This window comes from Bradyrhizobium sp. P2_E8, from assembly GCF_056403875.1.
The window spans coordinates 1-3,993 of sequence record NZ_JBFUES010000729.1; the positions used below are offsets into that span (position 1 = coordinate 1).

Genomic DNA, 3,993 nt, shown 5'->3' on the forward strand with positions numbered 1-3,993 from the left:
ATCCTAGCCCTGATGCGGCCGGCCTCATTGACGCGGATCAAATTCGCGCGCGATCGGCGGCTGCCGTGGACGACCGCGGGCGGGATGCTACACTTTGGAATTCTTCGAGGTGGGGCTTTTCGGGACATGACGCGTTGTATGAGCCGCTGGACCACGGCTGCGGTGGTGTGGGTCGCGTTCACGTCCACGGCCGGTGCCGAGACGCTTGCGGCGACGGTCGAACAATGGGGCCTGCTCGGCTCATGGGCGGTCGATTGCGCGGTCCGGCCCGACCGCGACAAGGGTGCGCTCCTGACTTACGAAATCCGGAACGATGGCCGGGTGATGTACCGGCGCAATTTCGGCGAGGCCAAGGACGAGAACGAGGTCGTGTCCGCCACGGTCAACGCCGAGGGCCTGCTCAATGTGATGGTGTACTTTCCATCGCTGCATCAGACCCGCGAGTTCGGGCTGCYGCTGGCCAAGGACGGCAGCCTGCGCGCGATCTACAATCGCAGCGAGCGCGGCGCATACACGATCAGGGACGGCAAATACGTCGCCACGGGCGCGCCGACGCCTGCGCAGCAACGCTGCGATTGAGCATCTGAACATCCGTTCAGAATTCTCCGCCAGTTCCTCCGGAACGTTCGCACGCACGCGCCGTTCTCATCTGCATTGGATTGGAGGAGGACATCATGAAGAAGCTTGGTTATGTGGTTGCTGCTCTCGGCGCGTTCGCGATCATTGCACCGACGATGGCGAGTGCCGAAACGGTGGTGATCAAGAACGGCCACCATGGCTACGGCGCGCGCGCCGAAATGCGTGAGCATCGTGATCATGGCTGGCATCGCGGCTGGCACCATCGCGATCGTGTCGTCGTGGTCAAGCGCAGCCATCACCACTGGGACTAACGCGCAACGCAACATGGAAATGGCCCCTGACGGGGCCATTTCTTTGTGTCGCGGCATGCGCTTGGTCAGTCCCACGCCGGCGCAAAACCGGGATTGACGCAACGCCTGTCCTTCGGCAGCGCCGCGATCTTCTTGCGGTCGGCATCGTCGAGCGTGATCTTCAGCGCGTCGAGATTGGCCTGCTGGCTCTCGCGGCGCGAGGCCTTCGGGATCGCCGCGACGCCGTCCTGGTCGAGCAGCCATTTCAGCGCAACCTGCGCAGCGGTCGCGTTGTGCTTGGTGCCGATCTCCGCCAGCACCGGATCGGAGGCAACGCGCCCCTGCGCCAGCGGGCAATAGGCGACCAGCGGGATCGACCTGGCATTGAGATAGGCCAGCACCTTCGATTGATCGAGCATCGCGTGATATTCGATCTGGTTGCAGGCGATCGGCGCCCTGATCTCCTCGACCGCGATCTTGAGCAGCGCCGTGGTGAAATTGGCGACGCCGATCGCCCGCGTGCGCCCCTCCTCGTTCAGCTTCATCAAGGTCTCGAACACCGCGCCCCAGTTCGCGGACTTGGACGGCCAGTGCACGAGATAGAGGTCGACATGGTCGAGCCGGAGCTTCTCCAGGCTGGTGTCGAAGGCGCGCCGGATCGCATCCGGCGCCAAATTCTCATGCCAGACCTTCGTCGTGACGTGCAACTCGCCGCGCGGCAGCCGGGCCGCGGCGAGTGCGGCGCCGATCGGCTCTTCGTTGGCATACATTTCAGCCGTGTCGATGTGGCGATAGCCGACCGACAGCGCGCTCTCGACCGCGGCACGGCAGGCATCGCCCTGCATGCGGAAGGTGCCGAGGCCGAGCTTGGGCATGCTGATGCCCTGTGTCTTCAGATTGTCCATAAAACAGGCTCCTGACGTATTTCAGCCCGCTGAGATGCCCGCGGTGAGGCCGTGGGGACAGACTCTTCGGTGATGGAAAAGAGGTGGCGGGAGACGACACTATAGCGCGATGGCCGAAGGGGACCAAATCAAGATCAGTTTAGCAAGATAGCCGGCGGGCATCGCCGCAACAGCCAAACGGCATTTCAGATCATCGCTCTCTCCTGTCAGCATCTCACCATCGCGGTCGTTCCGGCCGCAGGCAATCAGGAGACGATCATGAAGACGCTTTTGACGATGACCTTTGTAGCGGCAACCCTCGCCAGCGCAGTTCCGGCGCATGCCGACGGCTTTGCCTACATGGGCTCGCCCAAACAGGGCGAATTCTTTGTACGGCAACCCGCCGCGCCGCGAGCGCCTGACTGGATGAATGCGCGCGCAGAGGCTCCGCAGGCCACGCCCCGTCCCGTGCGCGGCGGCATCGGCTTGCGCATGCCTTAGGAATGCTGCGCGACCACGGTCGGGTGCGCCTGYGACTGCGGCACGATGTCGACCGACCAGAGGTCGCGGTTGTCGACGTCCTTCAGCGTCACGGTCATCACGCCGGTCGCACCATCGATGTCGACGCGGCCGAAGAACTGAAGCCCGAAACACGGCGCCAAATTCTCGCCCTGCGCCTCGCTACAGCCGTTCTGGTACATCGCGACCGGACCAAAAGTGTCGTCGAGCTCGCCCGGACCCCAGGTGCCGGCATGCAGCGGGCCGGAGACGAACTCCCAGAACGGCTCGAAATCCTGGAATTGCGCCCTGTTCGGATCGTAGTAATGCGCGGCGGTGTAGTGCATGTCTGCGGTGAGCCAGACGACGTTGCGCACGCCCGCGCGCTTGATGGAGCTGAGCAGATCGGCGATCTCGTGCTCGCGTCTATCGGGCGGCCCATTACCGAGCGCGACCGCATCGAGGCTGATCAGGCCGATCGGCAGGTCGGCCGCGATCACCTTCCAGGTCGCGCGCGAGGCTGCGAGCTCCCGCTTCAGCCAGGCCAGCTGCTCGGCGCCGAGGATCCAGCCGCGATGGTCGTTGCCCTTGTTCCAGGTGTCATCGCGAAAACTGCGCATGTCGATCATGAAGACGTCGAGCAGCGGACCGTAAGCGATCTTGCGATAGACCCGCCCCTGCCGTGCGCCGACGTCACGGATCGGCATGAAGTCGAAGAAGGCGCGGCGGGCGCGCGCGACCAGGCGCGGCGTGCCGTCGTCCTCATAGCCAGCCTCATCATAGCTGCCTGACGGGGACCAGTCGTTGCTGACCTCGTGGTCGTCCCACTGCGCAAACATCGGCACGTTTGCGTGGAAATCGCGAAAATGCTCGTCGAGATGATTGTATTTGTAGTTGCCGCGAAATTGCGCCAGCGTGTGCGCGACCTCGGATTTTTCTTCCGTGACGATGTTGCGCCAGGTCTCGCCGTTCGGCAGCTTCTGTTCGGATGGAATCGTGCAGTCGGCGTAGATATGGTCACCGGAGTGAATGAAGAAGTCAGGGCGGTTGTCGAGCATGGTGCGATAGCTGCGATAGCCGCCGCGCGAGACGTCGATGCCCCAGCCCTGCCCCGCGGTGTCGCCGGACCACAGGAACGAGATCGATTGGCCTGCGGCCGGCGCGGTGCGGAAATGGCCGACGCGGCTCTCGCCGGCGATGCCGGTCGCGATGTCGTCGAAGCGGACGCGATAGAAGATGTCCTRTCCGGGCGGCAGATCGCTCAGCAGCAGCTTCGAGGTGAAGTCGGCGTCGGGCAGCGCGTCGCTCGAGGCCGCCGCAATGATGGTCTTGAAACTCTCGACGGTGGAGCATTCCACCTGCATGCGCGCGGCCCGGTCGGCGCGCGCCCAGATCACGGCGGAGCCGTCCGAGACGTCGCCGGACTGGATGCCGCCGGCGATCCGCGGGCGGTCGGCGGCACGACTGATGGATGGCTTTGCGAGCGCGGCCAAGGCGAGGCCGGAGGTGGAGCGGACCAGGAATTGCCGCCGGGTCCATGCGCGCGGGGCGCGGAGCGTTGCCATTCAGGAGACCTTCGTCGAATCGCGACGGAAGGTGCCTGCGCTCCTTGACTCCTACCCTTACGGTTTCTTGACTCCGCGCCGAYGGTTTTACGACGTGGGGATGACGGCCGATGGTCTACTCCCTCTCCCCGTTCTTACGGAGGAGGGTTGGGGTGAGGGCTATCCGCGATCGCAGTG

The 3,993-nt window shown here is 64.3% G+C and carries 5 protein-coding genes; 3 read left to right on the forward strand and 2 right to left on the reverse strand.

What is annotated here, in order from left to right:
- Nucleotides 1-138: 138 nt before the first annotated feature.
- Nucleotides 139-579 (forward strand): hypothetical protein, encoded by a 441-nt coding sequence (locus tag AC1D00_RS30530; protein ID WP_477013224.1) that lies wholly within the window; start codon nt 139-141, stop codon nt 577-579.
- A 95-nt stretch (nt 580-674) separates the two neighbouring features.
- The gene (locus tag AC1D00_RS30535) at nt 675-890 is read left to right on the forward strand and encodes a hypothetical protein (RefSeq protein ID WP_477013225.1); all 216 of its coding nucleotides are present in this window, start codon (nt 675-677) and stop codon (nt 888-890) included.
- Between the two features lie 65 nt (nt 891-955).
- On the opposite strand, the gene AC1D00_RS30540 is transcribed toward AC1D00_RS30535, so the two are convergent.
- Nucleotides 956-1,774, reverse strand: a complete 819-nt coding sequence (locus AC1D00_RS30540) for an aldo/keto reductase (RefSeq protein WP_477013226.1) — start codon at nt 1,772-1,774, stop codon at nt 956-958.
- A 258-nt stretch (nt 1,775-2,032) separates the two neighbouring features.
- Here AC1D00_RS30540 and AC1D00_RS30545 point away from each other — a divergent pair, with 258 nt between their 5' ends.
- Nucleotides 2,033-2,254, forward strand: coding sequence for a hypothetical protein (locus tag AC1D00_RS30545; RefSeq protein ID WP_477013227.1), 222 nt, complete (start codon nt 2,033-2,035; stop codon nt 2,252-2,254).
- Here AC1D00_RS30545 and AC1D00_RS30550 read toward each other — a convergent pair.
- On the reverse strand, nt 2,251-3,816 hold the full coding sequence (locus AC1D00_RS30550) for an alkaline phosphatase D family protein (RefSeq protein WP_477013228.1): 1,566 nt from the start codon (nt 3,814-3,816) through the stop codon (nt 2,251-2,253). The genes AC1D00_RS30545 and AC1D00_RS30550 overlap by 4 nt on opposite strands.
- Nucleotides 3,817-3,993: the final 177 nt, after the last annotated feature.

Excerpts from the sequence above, each read along its gene's own strand:
- AC1D00_RS30535 (WP_477013225.1), top strand. The coding sequence starts at position 675 with ATGAAGAAGCTTGGTTATGTGGTTGCTGCTCTCGGCGCGTTCGCGATC.
- AC1D00_RS30540 (WP_477013226.1), bottom strand. The coding sequence starts at position 1,774 with ATGGACAATCTGAAGACACAGGGCATCAGCATGCCCAAGCTCGGCCTC.
- AC1D00_RS30545 (WP_477013227.1), top strand. The coding sequence starts at position 2,033 with ATGAAGACGCTTTTGACGATGACCTTTGTAGCGGCAACCCTCGCCAGC.